Source organism: Entomomonas sp. E7T21, assembly GCF_058693955.1.
This window is the reverse complement of record NZ_CP191672.1, coordinates 2,582,751-2,598,910: the sequence shown is the minus strand read 5'-3', so window position 1 is coordinate 2,598,910 and position 16,160 is coordinate 2,582,751. Positions and strand designations below refer to the sequence as shown.

The window sequence follows — 16,160 nt, the reverse complement described above, 5'->3', positions numbered from 1 at the left end:
CGCGTAGATATTCACATTCAATATGTTCAAAGTATATGAACTGATAGACAGTGTTCTAAAAGATGTAGGCGGTGTTGTAGATGTTGTTTGGCGCTGTTACTGGTGGGTTTTAAAAGTCATCTATATTATTAATCATTTTTGGATTTAATTGTTGAATAGCTAATTTAGCTATACTCAATACAAATTTTGCTTCTGGTGTTTGATCGTCCTCAATAAACCAAGCTGCTGATAAGCCTGCAAAAGCAATAATCCATTTGATTAGTCGAGTTCGTTCAATGCCAGATAAAGCAATAATATTGTTTAATTGTCGAGAAAAATATGCTGGGTTATTTGCAATGCTTAGGTCAGGGTTACAAAGTAAATTAGCATAATCAAATCCTCTTTCACCGATGACTCGTTTAGGATCAATAGCTAGCCAACCACGCTCGAAATCTAGAATATTACGATGATGAATATCACCATGTAACACAACAATATCTTGTTCTGTGGCTAGTAAGTCATCAGCAATATTTTTGCAAAAAGCAAAAATATTAGGTAATGCTTGATTGATCTTTTGTAAAGATAAAAAGTGTTGTTGTAGCGAAATTAGCTTAGTAGGTGGTTGTTTCAAACGAGGGCTATGTAGTTGTTTTATGGTATTACAAATTATGGCTGTTGCCTGATCTGCTTGATTATTAAGTGCCATTGTGAGCAAAGAGCGTTGGTCACGTGCTTTTTCCATAAGTAGGGCTGTATCGTGATGAGCCAATACTTTTGCTGCGCCTTCTCCCTCCCACCAGCACATCACAAGATATCCTATTTTTTCCTCTTCACAGGAGGCTAGTTTGAGTATAGCTTCATTACCATTTGTTTGGATAACAGGTACTATTTGACTGGAGGGGGTATTAATGATTTCTCCATTAATAGAGAGTTGCCAACGCTTTAAATAATATTCAAGCATAATAGACCAATCTGTTAGCAGTGACAGTCAAGCACTTTAACAAAGTTTATGATAGTTAGCTAGGTGAGTGAGTAATAATGTTATTACATCAAGAGTTATTTAAAGCAATTTTTTTAGGTATGGACATGGTTAGTCCATACCCTGAGGTTTATTGATTATTAAAGGAGTCAGGTGTTAATTGGGCTTGTTCAAGAACTATATTTTTAGCATGTAATCCTTTATTCCCTTGCTCTATTTCGAAAAGAACGTTTTGACCTGCTTTAAGCGTTTTATAGCCATCTATTTGTATGGATGAATAGTGTACAAATAAATCCTCGCTGTGTGTCTCTGATGAAATGAAACCATAACCTTTGGTGTTATTGAACCATTTAACTTTGCCACGTAGCATATACATCTTCCTTATGATTTGAGAACCCTTATAATAAATAGACTGTACAAAGTACAGCTCCCAATTTGCTGGCTTTGCTTTATATTTAGCCAGTCTATTATTATATAATGAAATAGTTAAATTTAATTTGTTTGTTTAATTGATTTGTGCAAAATTTCATTACAGAAATTTACATAATCGTAAAAATAATAATTGTTTTTTAAAAACTAGAAAATAATACTAAAGTTTATAATGGATAAATTCTTCTAGGCATAAAACTATTATTTAACAAACCATAATATTGTAGTGAGCATGGTCAATTGACATGTTATATCGTAAAATAGCAATTATTAATTGTGTACAAAATATTGGATAGACAGTAGTATAATTCTTTTCAAATAAGTTTTTTAGGAACCGTCAAATGATCACAGGTAGTATTGTTGCGCTCGTTACCCCTATGGATCGTACAGGTAATATTGATTGGGATTGTCTCAATCGTTTAGTCGATTTCCATTTAGAAGAAGGTACTCATGCAATTGTTGCTGTAGGAACTTCAGGTGAATCACCAACTTTAGAGTTTGATTCTGAGCATTTAGAGGTTATTCGTCGTGTTGTGAAGCGAGTGAATGGTCGTATTCCAGTGATTGCTGGTACTGGTGCTAATTCTACTCGTGAAGCTATTGCTTGGACTAAAGCAGCTAAAGAAGTTGGCGCAGATGCTTGCCTATTAGTGGTTCCTTACTATAATAAACCTACTCAAGAAGGGCTTTATCAGCATTTCAAAGCCATTGCAGAAGCAGTGGATATTCCTCAAATTCTTTATAATGTACCAGGCCGTACTGTTTGCGATATGCAAGCAGAAACAGTTGTACGTCTTTCTCAAATACCTAATATTGTCGGTATTAAAGATGCTACTGGTGATATTGAGCGTGGTCGTGCCCTTTTAAAGCAAGTAAGTAAAGATTTTGCTGTTTATTCTGGCGATGATGCTATTGCTCTTGATTTAATTGTTGCTGGTGGTAAGGGTAATATTTCAGTTACTGCCAATGTGGCGCCGCGTGCCATGAGCGAGCTATGTATTGCTGCATTAGCAGGTGATATTGTAAAAGCGCAAGAAATTGATGCTTCATTGGCGGAGCTGAATAAAGCACTTTTTGTGGAAGCGAATCCAATTCCTGTAAAATGGGCACTGCATGAAATGGGGTTAATTCCTGAAGGAATTCGTTTACCATTGACTGTACTTAGTGAACGTTACCATGAGCAAGTACGTCACGCGATGCGCCAAGCAGTTATTCTTGAATAAATATTATTTAGCCATTGTTATGATGAATAGCGCAACTAGCGTCAGCGTCTCAGCTATAACGCCGAGGAAATGTTTAAGGAGTTTAAAGCCATGAGACAATTGGCTAAATTATCAGTAATCGCTGTAGTTATTTCAACCACAAGTGGTTGTGGTTGGTTATGGGGAGAAAAAGGTTATTTTAAAGACCGTTCTAATGATTATTTAGATGCTAAACAGGCACCTTTAATTACAGTTCCTGCCGATTTACAACAAAATACTAAGCCATTAGATCCCCTCTATCCTATTCCTGCTAATATTCCTAATTCAACAGCAGGTAAAGACTTTGAAGTGCCTCGTCCGGTACCTTTACAAATAGTTAATGAGAGTAAAGCATTTAGCTTGCAAAGTAGTCAAGGTGTGCAATGGTTTATTGTACAACAACCAACCATGCAAGTGTATGGACAAGCTTTTCAATATTTTCAACAAGCAGGATTTCATATTGATGTTACTCGACCAACAACAGGTGAGTTTACAACCAGTTGGGTAAAGCCTAGTGCATTAACCAGTATGTTATCTAATCGTCTATTGGCTATAGATCCATCATTGACTAAAGAAGAGTTTAAGGTAAGAGTAAGAATTGAACCTGGAGTAAGTTCTAATACTAGTGAAGTTTATACATTGGTTATGGTTCGTGCAGAGGATAGTACAGCAGACGCTGCTTGGCCTGCAAAATCACAAAATGCTTCAGTGGAATCAGTATTACTAGATGAGTTAATGGCTAATATGTCTAACACTCAAGCTATGGATAGTACAGTATCTTTACTAACAGATAGTCAGGTAGAGTCTACACCTGTAGCTTCTACAACTGCTGTTTTATCTAGAGATGCACAGAATATGCCCGTGCTAGTTATGAATGGTGATTTTGATTTAGTTTGGTCACGGGTAGAGCGTGCTATTACTACGGCTAATATTAAAATTGATGATATGGATCGTAGTATGGGTGCTTATTATGTTAATTTGGCTGAGAAGGCTGATGGTAGTTCTGATGTGGGCTTCTTTAGTCGGTTATTTGGTGGTAATTCACAGGCTAAGCGCGATGCGAGGGCTGAGCGTTATATTATTAAAGTAGATAAGGTGGATAATGCCATTAATGTCAGTGTTCAGAATGCTAAGGACAGTAGTCCAGCAGCTGCTGATAAAGCTGAAGCAATACTTAAGCAACTTAAAGATAATATGAATTAAGCATATAAATTAGCCTTAATAAAGAGTGAAAATAGATGGAAAAGCGTGAAGAACTTTACCGCGGTAAAGCAAAGTCAGTATTCGCAACAAGTGATGAGGATCGTTTGATTCTTTACTTTCGTAATGATACTTCAATGATGGATGGGGAAAAGATTGAGCAGTTAGAGCGTAAAGGGGAAATAAATAACCGTTTTAATGCTTTTATCATGCAAAAGTTAGAGGAAGCAGGGATTCCTACGCAGTTTGATACGTTATTATCAACCAATGAATCTGTAGTAAAAAAATTACAGATGATTCCTGTAGAGTGTGTAATTCGCAACTATGCAGCAGGTAGTTTAGTACGTCGTTTAGGTGTGGAAGAGGGAATTGCTCTTAAACCGCCAGTGTTTGAATTATTTTTAAAGAATGATAAGTTACATGATCCCATTATCAACGAAAGTGTAGCTATTACTTTTGGTTGGGCTAAAGCTGAACAGTTAGCTCGTATGCGTGAATTAACTTATCAGGTAAATGAAGTATTAACTAAATTATTTGATAAAGCAGGCTTATTGCTGGTTGATTTTAAATTAGAGTTTGGTTTATTCCATGGTGAAATTGTTTTGGGTGATGAGTTTAGTCCAGATGGCGCTAGATTATGGGATAAAGAGACACTTAAAAAATTAGATAAAGATCGTTTCCGCCAAGGTTTAGGTGGTGTAGTAGAGGGTTATATTGAGGTTGCTAATCGTTTAGGTGTTCCTCTCTAGTTATTTTTATAAATTAAAAGGGCTATTTAATAGCCCTTTTCTTTTTCAGTAAAATAAAGTTTGGTCTATTATGGCTAAGTTTAAATACATATTCTGCTAAATAATCTATCTATTACAGGCGAAAGGATAACTACTGTTTATGGTATAGTTAGTTTAAAATACTGTGTTGAATAAGGTGTATTGGAGATAAGGCATGAATAAAAAGATTGGTTTTATTGGCACTGGTAATATGGGTGGTGCCATTATTGGTGGGTTAGTACAAAGTAAAGTATTAGCCGCTAATCACATTTATGCAATCAATCATCATCCTAAAAGAACACAAGAGTTGGTTGAAAAGTTTGCTATTAATGCAACTAGTAGTATTGAAGAGCTTACCAAAGTCAGTGATATTGTAGTAGTTGCAGTAAAGCCTAAAGTGGTGGCTGAAGTATTGGCTGAAGCAGCGCCTTTTCTAAAGAAAGATGCAATCATTATTTCAGTAGCAGCAGGTGTCACTTTAGCAAGTTTAGAAAAGGCAATCGGTTCTAAACAAAAGTTAGTGAGAATAATGCCTAATTTACCTTCATTGGTAGGTGAGGGCATGAGCTCTATAACAGCTAATGAGTTGTTAACAGAAGAAGATTTGGTGTTAGTTAAAGAGATTTTCAATAGCTTTGGTAAAGCTGAGGTTGTAGTAGAAGATTTAATTCATGCTGTAGTAGGGGTAAGTGGTTCTTCGCCTGCTTATGTGTTTATGTTTATTGAGGCATTGGCTGATGCGGCAGTACAAGGCGGAATGCCTCGTGAACAGGCTTATACCTTTGCTGCCCAGTCGGTGTTAGGTTCTGCTAAAATGGTATTGGAAACAGGTATCAGTCCAGGTGCTTTAAAAGATATGATCTGTTCACCTGGCGGTACTACTATTGAGGCTGTCTGTGAATTAGAAAGAAAAGGTTTTAGATCAGCAGTAATTGATGGAACTATGGCCGCTATGGCTAAATCTGCAGTAATGAGTAAGAAAGATTAATTATTATTGATAATTGTTATGCAGGCTAGTTTATTGACTAGCCTGTTTGTTTTGATACATTGAAAAAGAGTTGTTATTTATGTGGTTTCGTAATTTATTAGTCTATCGTTTAACCCAACAAATTCCGTTAACTGAAGAAGAGTTAACTAAAGCGTTACAAACTAAGTTGGCTAAGCCTTGTACTTTTCAAGAGTTATCGACCTTCGGTTTTATTGCTCCTTTTGGTAAAGGTGAAGATGCACCTTTAACTCATGTAAGCCAAGATTTTTATTTAATTGCAGCACGTAAAGAGGAACGTATTTTACCCGCTAGTGTGATTAAAGAAGCATTGCAAGAAAAAGTAGATGAGATAGAGGCTAGAGACGCTCGTAAGGTTTACAAAAAAGAAAAAGATCAGTTAAAAGATGAAATAGTACAGGATTTATTACCTCGTGCTTTTAGTCGTAAAAAAGTAATTTATGCAGCTATTGCGCCTAAGTTAGGGTTAATCTTAGTAGATAGCACCAGTACCAGTAAAGCAGAAGAGTTACTATCTACTTTACGTGAGGCGTTAGGTTCTTTACCCGTTAGGCCTGTTACTGTAAAAGTTGCTCCTAGCGCTACGTTAACAGATTGGATTAAGACACAAAAGTCAGCGCAAGGTTTCCAAGTGTTAGAGGATTGTGAGTTGCGTGATACTCATGAGGATGGTGGAATTATTCGCTGTAAACGTCAAGACTTAACCAGTGAAGAGATTCAAATTCATTTGAAGTCGGGCAAAGTAGTGACTCAATTAGCATTAACATGGCAAGATAAATTATCATTTATTTTGGATGATAAGTTTGCTATTAAGCGCATTAAGTTTGAAGATTTATTATTAGAGGAAGCTGATAAAGAAGGTGGTGATGATGCCGCTAGCCAGTTTGATGCAACCTTTATATTAATGATGCTAACGTTTACTGAATTTGTTCCTGCACTTTTGGAAGCATTAGGTGGTGAAGAGTTACCACAAGGTATTTAACCATTGAATAGGTAGAGAAATGTCTGATAAAAAACCAGTAGATATTGCCATTATAGGTGCTATGGCAGAAGAGGTAGAGGCCTTAGTTGCTTATTTAACAGAACCTGCTTTATATGAAAAATTAAGCAGTGTTTATTATTCAGGTAAACTAGCAGATAAAGAGGTAGTAGTATTCCAGTCTGGTATTGGTAAAGTAGGTGCTGCTGTATCAACTGCCTATGTGTTAGAACATTTCTCACCTAAATTTGTTATTAATATTGGTTCAGCGGGTGGTTTTGATCCAAAATTAAAAGTTGGTGATGTGGTTATTTCTTCTGAAGTATGCTATCACGATGTAGATGTTACCCTCGTAGGTTGTGAATATGGACAAATTCCTAATATGCCAGCAGCCTTTGAGGCTAGTAAACAGCTTATAGAAATAGCTCAACAAGCAGTTCAGCAACACTCAAACCATAATTCCATGACAGGATTAATTTGTACAGGTGATTGTTTTATGTCAGATAAAGCAGTGGTTGAGTTGGCACGTAGTCGCTTTCCAACAATGATTGCTGCTGATATGGAAGCTGCTGCCGTTGGGCATACTTGTTATTTGTATGGTTGTCCTTTTGTGGTAATTAGGGCTATTTCAGATGTGGTGGATCAGCCTGATAATAAGATTGACTTCTTTAGTTTCTTACAAGTGGCGGCTAGAAATTCAGCAGAGATAGTGGTTAATATAGTAAAGCAGCTTAATTGATATAGAAAGATTAGCTAGGTTGGGATAATTTCCCAACCTAAGTAAAAGTTACCAGTTGATACCAAAGCCAAAAATATAGCGTGTTTCGTTAATACTGGAATCACTTGCACCATTGATGATATTACGGTTTACTTTGAAGTTTAAAGAGGCCCAATCGGTAAGTTTATAACGTATTCCTATATCTGTATCTAAGGTGTATTTAGCAACACTAGTATCAAAAGGACGTGTTGCATTACCTGTAGTGAATAGTTCAAAGTTCTTACCCAATAAGTAGCGATTATAATCCCAACGGATACCATAAGAACCAAAATTTTTGCTAGAAGTGTCTTGGTATTCATAACGTGATACATTAATTAATGACGACATTGAGAAAGCACCTAAGCTGTCATCCCAAAATTGATAACCAGGACCAGTACCTAGTGTGTATTGTTTGCGTAAATCTTCTATATGGTCAAGCTTAAAGCCAGCATTAGTTTGCCAGAACCATTGTTTAGTAATAAAGTGGTCGAGTGTGTAATCTAATGCATAGTTGTTGGTGGATACATTACCATCACTACTTTTACGGTTATATTCACCATTAAGAATATGACGCCAATTGCTGTGTTCTAGCTTTGTTTGAAAATCGATATCGAAAGTTGTTGTATCTTTCTCAGCTTTTTTGCTGTCAAGCGCTATGTTAACTTTACCAGACCAAATAAGGTCATCAATTTCTACACCAAGTTTTTTGGGTTTAATGATCTGTTTAATATCTTGTAATGCGACTTCTTGTGGTTCAGTACCATTTACTAGCTGTAATTTACCTTCTTCCGCGGGTTTAATTATTTTGGCTTTTTCTTGTTTATCTTTTTTGAGTTTGACTAATAATGGACTGGAAGTCTCAATTGTGGAAACTTTATTCCAAGAAATAGTGACTGAACCAGCATAGTCTGTGTCTAAGACTAGTTTACTGTCATTCAAGAGAGAAATAGTACCTGTTAAACGGTCACCATTTTTCATCCAAACAGTGTCTGCTAATGAGGAGAGTGATAAAAAAGCAAGAAGTAAGAAAGTAAGTAAGCGTACTAACATAATAATGTTTTTTAATAGAGAATAATTAATAGATAAGGTGAGGAAAATTTAAAGATTAAAATGTAATAAATCTTTTAATAATTTGCCAATAGCTAAGGAAAGTAGATGCTATAGCTTAATTTGTCAATATTTAAATGGTATATTACGTTACATAATATAAAAATTAAAAGTTAACGTATAATATAAACTAGAGAAATCCTTAGTGAATGTGATAAGGTAAAGCGATTTGTGGAAATAGATAATTTAATTCAATGGATGATGAATAGATTGCTATGATAAGGAATAGCCGTTAGTGAGTTTTAATGAGAACTAATACAGTAAAGCATTCTGTAAGTGCTTTAAAACTTCATCCTCATTTAGTTATTTTGGTGTTGGGGTTTTCAGCAGGTATACCTAGTTTATTAATATCTTCTACTTTGGGGATTTGGTTGCTAGGGGCGGGTGCTTCTTTTGAAACAATTGGTTATTTAGGTTGGATAGGCCTTATTTATGCACTTAAATGGGTTTGGGCTCCTATGTTGGACCAATGGCGCTTACCTTGGTTGGGAAGGTTAGGCCGTCGTCGTTCATGGTTATTATTTGCACAAATCTGTATTTTTACAGGATTGGTGTGTGTTGCTTTAACAGATCCGCAGGACTATCTAAGACTTTTTATTATTTTTGCCTGTTTAGTGGCCTTTTTTTCAGCTACACAGGATATAGCATTAGATGCATACCGTTTAGAAATAGCGGATCAGAGCCAGCAAGCAAAGTTAGCGGCACTTTATATTATAGGCTTTAGAACGGCATTATTGATTGCAGGAGCAGGTTCTTTACTATTAGCTACTTATTTAGGTACTTCTGAGCAACGTTATTATTATACTGCTTGGCAAATAACTTATATGGTTTTTGCAGTATTAATGATTCCTGCCATGTTGGTAACATTATTTAGTGCAGAGCCAAATATTCATATCAAGCAAGAGGAAATTGCTGAGGCAGAGTTTAGCTTTGGCCGCCAATTATTTGCTGTTGTTTTAGTATTGTTTTTAGTAGTATCACTTCCTGTGATGATCACTGCTATTATGGATAAAGCATGGCCAAGAGCATTGCTTTATGCGTTGATTTTGATAACAGGTTTATCGCCTTGGGGAAAGTCACAAATTTTACCTGTGCGTATTTTATTAAGAAGAATGCGCCATCATTTGAAATTAACTGCACGAGCTAAAGAAATTCCTAATTTTGATTTTGTTCATCAAAGTATTTCTATTATTGTAATGCTTATTGTGTTGGTTACAATTTATGCATCTAGTAAAGCTTATATACAAGGAGCATGGCCAAGGGGAACACTGTATCTGTTAATTTTCTTTGGTTGTATTACAGCGCCAGGCAGATTCTTAATGGCTCCTATTTTGACGCCAATGGTTGAGTTTATTCAGCGCTATCGTTGGCAGGCTTTATTGATACTAGCCATAGTTTCTACTTATAAATTGGCTGATACCATGCCACTTAATATGATCGATGTTTTTTTATTAAAACATGGCTTTAGTCAAAATATCATTGCTATTGTTGTTAAAGGGTTTGGTATTGTATTAACCATTATTGGTGCTGGCTTTAGTGTCTTTTTAATTAATAAATTTAGGATTATGCCAGTACTATTTTTTGGTGGTGTGGCTTGTGCTTTTACTAATCTACTTTATATTTTGTTGATCAATGATCAGGGAAGTATTGCTGTATTGACTGCTGGTGATTATGGTTATTTTTTGGTTCATAATAGTGTTGCATTTTATGGCGCTATACAACCACTTCCCAGTATTTGGGAGCAAGTAATAAATTTTGATCCGCATATATGGACTTTAATCAGTATTGTTATTTTTGATAGTTTAAGTGCAGGTATTGCAGTGTCAGCGTTACTAGCTTACTTGGCAGGATTAACTAATATTAAATTCTCAGCAACACAATATGCTATGTTAAGTTCTGTTATGTTGCTATTACCTAAATTTATGGGTGGTTATTCAGGCAGAATTCTTACCTATTATGACTATGATTATCAAAAGTTTTTTTGGATTTGTGTGTTGTCAGGATTGCCTACTTTATTGTTTATTGGTTGGGCATGGTTGAAGCAAGGGAAACAGGGTATTAATAATTAGTAGCATAATTGCTAAGTTAAATTCCCAAATAAACATGTTAAAATAGTGGGAATTATTTTTTGTTAGAGGTTAATAGCCTCTTTTTTGTTTTTGAATTACTCAATTAAAGTGTGGATATTTATGCCTATGCAATTAAGAAAAGCCGTTTTATTGTGTTGTTTAACTATTTTCTCGATAGCGGGCTTTGCTGCTGAGAAAGCAACTAATAAGCCGGTTTATGGTCGTTATGAAAAGATTAAAATGATGGATCTTGATGGTGCTTTAATTTCTGCTAAGATTGATACAGGCGCTATGACTGCTTCATTAAGTGCTACCAATATTAAAATGTTTAAAAAAAATGGTGAAGAGTGGGTGCGTTTTACGCCACAGGTAAAAGGGCAAAAATTTAGCTCTGTAGAGCTTCCATTAGTACGTGTGGGTAAAATTAAACGTCGTGCAGCAGATATTAGTGATGTAGAAACAGATGCTGATGATGATTCAGATGACGAGGATCCAAACTACACTTATCGTCCAGAAGTTGAAATGAAAGTGTGTATTGGTGATCAGCTAAAAACTATTAATGTTAATTTAACTGACCGTAGTTCTTTTAGTTATCCTTTATTAATTGGTGCAAAAGCATTGAGAGAATTTAAAGCTGTGGTTGATCCAAGCCTAAAATATCAGTTAAAAGCTACTTGTGCAGTTAAATAGAAAAATTAGAAAAGAACAGTTTTGTTAATGGAAATAATATGCGCGCACTGACATTACATTTAAAAATTCTTATTGCTATATTAGTAGGCATTGGTCTATTTTCTATAGCTTATCAAGTATTTGTACTAAAAATTCCTGTGCAAGAGGATGAACGAGGCAATTATTGGACAATTGATGCCAAAATTGATTTTTACGTGCGAGGTTCTAAACCTGTACGTGTACAATTTTTTGTGCCTTCAGAGCAAAATGGCTATCTTAGATACATTAAATCAACTGATAGTTTATTGGCAAAAGATTATGGTAGTAGTATCGAAGAAGATGCTCATGGTAATCAATTATTGACGTTGTCGTCACGTCGAGAATCAGGCTTGCAAACGCTTTATTATCGTTTAGCGTTAACTCAGCGCGATAGTTTAAGCACACCTAAACAGATTAAGGGCAAAACTTGGCGTGAAAGTATTCCATTAACAGAGCAACAACAAGTTGCTACTAAAACATTAATTGATAATATTCGTCAAAAGTCGTTAGATACAGCAACATTTATTACAGCAGCTATTAAAGCTGTAAATGATGTAAAGAATGATAATGTTAGTTTATTATTGAATAATGATAAGACAATAGATAATAAAGTTAATGTATTAGAATTATTGTTATCACAAGCACATATTCCTATTCAGCGTGTTCATACAGTTCGCTTGATAAGAGGGACAAATCAAAAGCCTGAACTTTGGATTAGGAGTTATATTGCACCTACCGTTGTTAAATCAAATAGTGATAAAAATACCAATAAAACGACAACGGCTACAAATAATCCAGGAACATGGGTTTATTTTAATCCAGAAACAGGTAAAACAGGCTTACCAGATGATCGTATAATTTGGTGGGTGGGCGATGACGAATTATTAAGTGTTGATAATGGTAATCAAGCAAAGGTAACCTTTAGCATTGATAACTCTGAGTTAGCGGCTAAAGGTATTATTTCTCAAATGGCTGGACAAAAAGATGCGAGTAGCTTTATTACTTACTCGCTATACAGTCTGCCTATTCAAGTCCAAGAAACTTATAATGTGATGATTATGATCCCAATAGGGGTTTTAGTTATTCTTGTTTTACGAAATATTATCGGTTTACAAACATTAGGAACCTTTACTCCCGTATTAATTGCATTAGCATTTAGGGAAACGGGTCTAGGTTTTGGTATCTGTTTATTTACGATTATTGTAACACTTGGCTTATCTGTGCGTTCTTATCTGGAGCATCTAAAGTTACAAATGTTGCCTAGGTTGTCTGTAGTATTAACTTTTGTTGTGGTATTAATTGCTGCTATTAGTCTATTTAGTCATAAGCTAGGCTTGGAGCAGGGATTATCTGTTACTTTATTCCCAATGGTAATTTTAACCATGACCATTGAGCGACTTTCTATTACATGGGAAGAGCGTGGAGGGACTAATGCTTTTAAAGTAGGTATAGGTACACTTTGTGCCGCTTCATTAGCTTATTTAGTAATGAAGATACCAGCCTTAGTTTATTTCGTGTTTACATTCCCTGGTATTTTATTAATATTAGTTGGTTTTATGCTCGCTATGGGACGCTATCGTGGTTATCGCCTAACTGAGTTACGTCGTTTTAAAGCTCTGTTAAAAGAGGGTTAGGCACATGTTATCTATGTGGAAAACTTGGAAGGAGCTAAAATCTCGCGGTATTATGGGGATTAATCAGCGTAATGGTGATTATATTCTCAAGTATAATAAGCGAAAATATTATCCTGTGGTTGATGATAAGATCATTACTAAGATGCGTGCTATTGAGGAAGGTATTCATGTGCCAGAACTCTATGGCATTATTGAAACAGAGCACGATATTAGTAAGCTAGATTCCATTTTAGCAGGCCGTACTGATTTTGTTATCAAACCAGCACAAGGGGCTGGTGGTGATGGAATCATCGTTATTGCGGATAAGTTTGATGAAAAAAGATTTAAAACTGTTTCTGGGCGAATGATTTCTCATTCAGAAATTGAGTATCAAATTTCTAGTATTTTAACTGGATTATATTCACTGGGTGGCATGAGAGATCGTGCACTTATTGAATACCGTGTAACACCAGATTCTATTTTTAATAGTATCAGTTATGAGGGTGTACCCGATATTCGTATCATTGTTTTATTGGGATATCCTGTGATGGCAATGTTACGTTTACCTACTCGTCAATCAAGTGGTAAAGCTAATTTACACCAAGGTGCAATAGGGGTGGGAGTAGATCTAGCCAGTGGTATCACTTTAAAAGGTACTTGGTTGAATGAGAAAATAGATAAACACCCTGACACAAACAACTTTGTCAGTGGTGTACAGTTACCAGATTGGGATAACTTTATGCGTCTGGCCACTCGCTGTTATGAGCTTTCAGGGCTAGGTTATATTGGCGTTGATATGGTATTAGACAAAGATCAAGGTCCTTTAATTCTAGAACTTAATGCACGTCCAGGATTAAATATTCAAATTGCTAATGACACAGGTTTAGCAATGCGTAATAAGATTGTTGAAGCACATATAGCAGATTTAAAGAAAAAACAACGTGTTGAAGCGCCTGAGGAAAGAATGCGTTTTTCCCAAGAGCATTTTGCAGTCAATTTTAATAAATAGTCTATTAAGCTACGATTATAGTACCTAAGCTATTTTATCTATTGTTGATACTTCTAATAATGGATAAGATAGCTTGGGTGTTTTTGATATAATGCTGTATATTATCGTGAAGAGTTGATTATACTTACTAATGTATTAATCACAATTATGGATTGTTGTCGATGAACAAAATAATTTATCTTGTTATTGCTATTTTAGTTATTGGTGGCATTGTTATGTTCCAAAATGGGGGAGACAACAATGCTTCAACTACTACAATAGTAAATTATAATGAAGGCGATATTATTGCTCAAAATAGTGAGTATTATCGTAAATTTATGGGTAAGAACTCTGATAACTTTTATGTTGTGCAAGATTTTTATTCAGGATTTGATACTAAACTGACTAATCCATTTACTTTAATTAGAGCTGACCAATTAACAAAATTACCGACTACAGTAGTTAAGGATAGTGGTTATTATAGCTCTCTATCTATTTATAGGACTTTTCGATTATGGACGAAAGAAGGTGATCCTATTGAAGAGTTGAATTTTATGGATGGTAAAATAGATGGTCCAGCAATCAAATGGTATCCTAATGGGCAGCAAATGTATCAACGTTATTACAAGGGTAATGTACCTGATGGTTTGTGGTCAGAGTGGTATGCAAATGGTCAATTAAAGTCAGAAGGCTTATATGCAGATAACAAACAAGTAGGCCCTTGGCGCGCATGGTTTGATGATGGAGCATTAACCAGTGAGGTTTTTTATACAGATGGTATAAAAGATGGGGCATCTGTAGTTTATAACCAAGCAAAAGTAAAGCTTGAAGAAGGTAATTATACTCAAGGAAAGAAACAAGGAGTGTGGCATTTTTCTGATCAGTTAGGTGAAAAGACATGGCAGGGAGAATATCAGGATGATGTTCCAACAGGGAAATGGCAATGGTTCTTTGAGGAAGGTAGGAAGATAGCTGAAGGTGAATATCAAAATGGATTAAAAGAAGGGATATGGACAGAATACGATGGCAATGATAACAAAACTAAAGAAATTACTTATAAAAAAGGTCAAAAAGTTTCAGAAAAAGTATTTAAAAAGTCTGAAAGTGAATAACCTAATGATCTTTAGTTACTAGTCAATTATTGTTGTATTGTATAGCTATGTAGATAAGTAAAATTTTATGTGCTAGAAGCTGTAAGGTGGAAAAATAGATTTTAGCACGATTATTTATTTTGATATTTAGATAAATAGGTGTTTATTTTGGCAAGCAAGAAAACATCGGATTATTATAAAGTAATTCCTGAGTCACTACATAAGGAAGCTGATGCATTAATAGATTATGTAAGATATTTTCCTTACCAGTTTCCTACAGAATGTCCTTATTGTGCCTATCATTCGTTTCGTCAGACAAACCATATTAATACTGCAGGTCAGCCACGTTTCGTTTGCTATCGTTGTAAAAAGAATTTTAGCCAATTAACAGGTACTTATTTTGCACAAATGAAACAAATAGAATTGTGGCCTGATTTTATTTGTTTACGATTGGCAGGTGTGTCTCTTATAAAGATACAAGACATATTGGGAATGTCGAATCATGCGGTAACTAATCGGGAAAAAGTTTTACGTCGTATGATTAAAGATCTTTTCCCTAATTTGGCAGCATGGTGGCTACCACATCATCAATGGCAAGATCGTCGTTTAACTCAACAAGTGAAAGAGGAAAAAAAGACATTTATCAGTTTTTTAGATAAATTAGTTTATCAGCAAACGATTGATTGTCCTGAATGTGGTAATAAAGGGGTAAAAAGGGTAGAGTTATCCAAACATCGCCCCTATTTTGTATGCCATCGTTGTAAAACACCTACTAACTTGCTGAAAGACACAGCCCTTTTTCGATTAGATCACATGGAGTTATGGCATTCTTATGTTGAGTGCTTAGTTAAAGGTGAAAGTAATTTAACTATTCAACAGCAATTAGATATTTCTCATAGTTGCGCATTAAATTGGCGAAAACGCTTTATTAAACAAATGCAAACAATGGGGCTGAATGAATTAGTGTACTGGATAAAGTGGCAATGGGGCCGTCGTCAAGCTGCTATTAGAGGTAAAGCTAATAAGACAGAGCCAAAACAAATATCTAAGTCAAATTCATTTAAAAAAAAGTAATTTTGTGAGTTTAGATTATATTGTTGTTTTCACAGTAATATAATCCTTCTATAGGCTATATCTTAAAAGATATTCTTATAGTATTTATCTAAATAATGCCGTATTAATAATGGATTATTACTCTGCAGTCTGTAGGGAAACAGGTATATATATCCTTAATAACTTTGTAGTAG

General features: G+C 35.2%; 15 protein-coding genes. 12 read left to right on the top strand and 3 right to left on the bottom strand.

The features are described 5' to 3' along the window. Positions 1 to 109: 109 nt before the first annotated feature. On the bottom strand, positions 110 to 940 hold the full coding sequence (locus ACQVD9_RS12270) for an aminoglycoside phosphotransferase family protein (RefSeq protein WP_264746236.1): 831 nt from the start codon (positions 938 to 940) through the stop codon (positions 110 to 112). 148 nt (positions 941 to 1,088) lie between these two features. Beyond that, the gene (cspD, locus tag ACQVD9_RS12265; RefSeq protein ID WP_264746235.1) at positions 1,089 to 1,328 is read right to left on the bottom strand and encodes a cold shock domain-containing protein CspD; all 240 of its coding nucleotides are present in this window, start codon (positions 1,326 to 1,328) and stop codon (positions 1,089 to 1,091) included. Between the two features lie 400 nt (positions 1,329 to 1,728). On the opposite strand from cspD, the gene dapA reads away from it, so the two are divergent. The 6 genes from dapA to ACQVD9_RS12235 all read left to right on the top strand — a co-directional run bounded on the left by dapA (position 1,729) and on the right by ACQVD9_RS12235 (position 7,319). Next, the gene (dapA, locus tag ACQVD9_RS12260) at positions 1,729 to 2,610 is read left to right on the top strand and encodes a 4-hydroxy-tetrahydrodipicolinate synthase (protein ID WP_264746234.1); all 882 of its coding nucleotides are present in this window, start codon (positions 1,729 to 1,731) and stop codon (positions 2,608 to 2,610) included. 90 nt (positions 2,611 to 2,700) lie between these two features. Then, the gene (bamC, locus tag ACQVD9_RS12255) at positions 2,701 to 3,831 is read left to right on the top strand and encodes an NlpB/DapX family lipoprotein (RefSeq protein ID WP_264746233.1); all 1,131 of its coding nucleotides are present in this window, start codon (positions 2,701 to 2,703) and stop codon (positions 3,829 to 3,831) included. Positions 3,832 to 3,866: 35 nt separating this feature from the next. Continuing rightward, on the top strand, positions 3,867 to 4,577 hold the full coding sequence (purC, locus tag ACQVD9_RS12250) for a phosphoribosylaminoimidazolesuccinocarboxamide synthase (protein WP_264746232.1): 711 nt from the start codon (positions 3,867 to 3,869) through the stop codon (positions 4,575 to 4,577). A 193-nt stretch (positions 4,578 to 4,770) separates the two neighbouring features. Then, positions 4,771 to 5,583, top strand: coding sequence for a pyrroline-5-carboxylate reductase (gene proC, locus ACQVD9_RS12245; RefSeq protein WP_264746231.1), 813 nt, complete (start codon positions 4,771 to 4,773; stop codon positions 5,581 to 5,583). A gap of 79 nt (positions 5,584 to 5,662) precedes the next feature. Further along, a complete protein-coding gene (gene rdgC / locus ACQVD9_RS12240) occupies positions 5,663 to 6,583 on the top strand; it encodes a recombination-associated protein RdgC (RefSeq protein WP_264746230.1) in 921 nt (306 codons plus the stop codon). A 19-nt stretch (positions 6,584 to 6,602) separates the two neighbouring features. Further along, positions 6,603 to 7,319, top strand: a complete 717-nt coding sequence (locus ACQVD9_RS12235) for a 5'-methylthioadenosine/adenosylhomocysteine nucleosidase (protein WP_264746229.1) — start codon at positions 6,603 to 6,605, stop codon at positions 7,317 to 7,319. 48 nt (positions 7,320 to 7,367) lie between these two features. Here the strand turns inward: ACQVD9_RS12235 and ACQVD9_RS12230 are convergent, their stop codons facing one another. Further along, on the bottom strand, positions 7,368 to 8,387 hold the full coding sequence (locus ACQVD9_RS12230; protein WP_264746228.1) for a DUF481 domain-containing protein: 1,020 nt from the start codon (positions 8,385 to 8,387) through the stop codon (positions 7,368 to 7,370). Positions 8,388 to 8,689: 302 nt separating this feature from the next. On the opposite strand from ACQVD9_RS12230, the gene ACQVD9_RS12225 reads away from it, so the two are divergent. From ACQVD9_RS12225 to ACQVD9_RS12200, 6 genes are all read left to right on the top strand, one after another. After that, the gene (locus ACQVD9_RS12225; protein ID WP_264746227.1) at positions 8,690 to 10,513 is read left to right on the top strand and encodes an AmpG family muropeptide MFS transporter; all 1,824 of its coding nucleotides are present in this window, start codon (positions 8,690 to 8,692) and stop codon (positions 10,511 to 10,513) included. A 126-nt stretch (positions 10,514 to 10,639) separates the two neighbouring features. Next, positions 10,640 to 11,203: an ATP-dependent zinc protease family protein gene (locus tag ACQVD9_RS12220; RefSeq protein ID WP_264746226.1), complete on the top strand. Its 564-nt coding sequence runs from the start codon at positions 10,640 to 10,642 to the stop codon at positions 11,201 to 11,203. A gap of 38 nt (positions 11,204 to 11,241) precedes the next feature. Then, a complete protein-coding gene (locus ACQVD9_RS12215; protein ID WP_264746225.1) occupies positions 11,242 to 12,855 on the top strand; it encodes an inactive transglutaminase family protein in 1,614 nt (537 codons plus the stop codon). Positions 12,856 to 12,859: 4 nt separating this feature from the next. Continuing rightward, positions 12,860 to 13,843: an alpha-L-glutamate ligase-like protein gene (locus tag ACQVD9_RS12210; RefSeq protein ID WP_264746224.1), complete on the top strand. Its 984-nt coding sequence runs from the start codon at positions 12,860 to 12,862 to the stop codon at positions 13,841 to 13,843. 161 nt (positions 13,844 to 14,004) lie between these two features. After that, positions 14,005 to 14,934, top strand: coding sequence for a toxin-antitoxin system YwqK family antitoxin (locus ACQVD9_RS12205; RefSeq protein WP_264746223.1), 930 nt, complete (start codon positions 14,005 to 14,007; stop codon positions 14,932 to 14,934). Between the two features lie 147 nt (positions 14,935 to 15,081). Beyond that, positions 15,082 to 15,987, top strand: a complete 906-nt coding sequence (locus tag ACQVD9_RS12200; protein WP_264746222.1) for a hypothetical protein — start codon at positions 15,082 to 15,084, stop codon at positions 15,985 to 15,987. Positions 15,988 to 16,160 lie beyond the last annotated feature (173 nt).